General features: G+C 49.1%; 2 protein-coding genes and 1 pseudogene. All 3 read left to right on the top strand.

Features of this window, described 5'->3' with window-relative positions:
• Positions 1-420: pseudogene (locus ACWWFX_RS25355) on the top strand (hypothetical protein); the annotation flags it as partial.
• Entirely contained in the window at positions 417-677 is a 261-nt protein-coding gene (locus ACWWFX_RS25350; protein WP_473225110.1) for a DUF4752 family protein, read from the top strand. The pseudogene ACWWFX_RS25355 and the gene ACWWFX_RS25350, both read left to right, overlap by 4 nt.
• Positions 674-794 (top strand): ead/Ea22-like family protein (locus tag ACWWFX_RS25345; RefSeq protein ID WP_473225111.1); only part of this gene is annotated, 121 nt, incomplete at its 3' end. The genes ACWWFX_RS25350 and ACWWFX_RS25345, both read left to right, overlap by 4 nt.

The raw sequence follows: 794 nt of genomic DNA, 5'->3' as shown, positions 1-794 counted from the left end.
ACAGCAGCACACTCAACGATTGAGAAAGCGCGTGAAGTGACGAACTGTCCGCAGGGTGTGGAGTTGCAGGAGCATTTGAGGGCTTTGGTTGCTGAGAATGTGGCGCTGAAAAATGCAGCTGAGTTTTCTACTGCACCGGATATGTGGATTGAACAGGCTGATGGGATGCTGGATTACCGCTATGTCGAATGGTACGTCGATGTGCTGAAAGCAGCAATGGAAACCCCAGCGACAGACGCGTTTCTGGCAGAAGTACGTGCGCATGACCTTAACGCCTTTATCCAGCATCACAGCACAGAACTGGATGCGCATATTAAAAATGGCGGTGAGAATTTCGACGAAAAATCAATTCGAATCAGAGACATCATCGTCTCAGCTCTTCTTTTCAGGGAGAAGTTACGACAGGGAGCAGCGCTATGAACATCGCAACAATATTAAATACCGGTTTAGCGCTTCTTGGCTGGCTCTACGTCATGTTCAAAACGGGCCAGTGGTTTATCTCCATTGCGCTAAAGCAGTGGGATAAGCGTAGAAAGCTATCTCGTAGACAGAAGGCAGTAAACGAATTTTACGATGCGTTTGACCTGTCCAGCATCGAACCAGGAACAACGGTGCGCCTAGCGACTAAAGGCGATCTGACAATCATGATGTATCGCACAGAAGGAGCCGCCCAATGAGCAACATCGACAAACGAGCATTACGTGAAGCGGCGGAAAAGGCGCTACCGGCAATGAAGCGTCTGCTTATGATGCCGAATGATGAGTTGTTTGATGAGGCGCTGCTAAACGTCGATG

The organism is Pseudocitrobacter sp. 2023LY-00077 (genome assembly GCF_055796175.1).
Note: the sequence above shows the minus strand (reverse complement) of the source record. Positions and strands in the feature narration are given on the sequence as shown.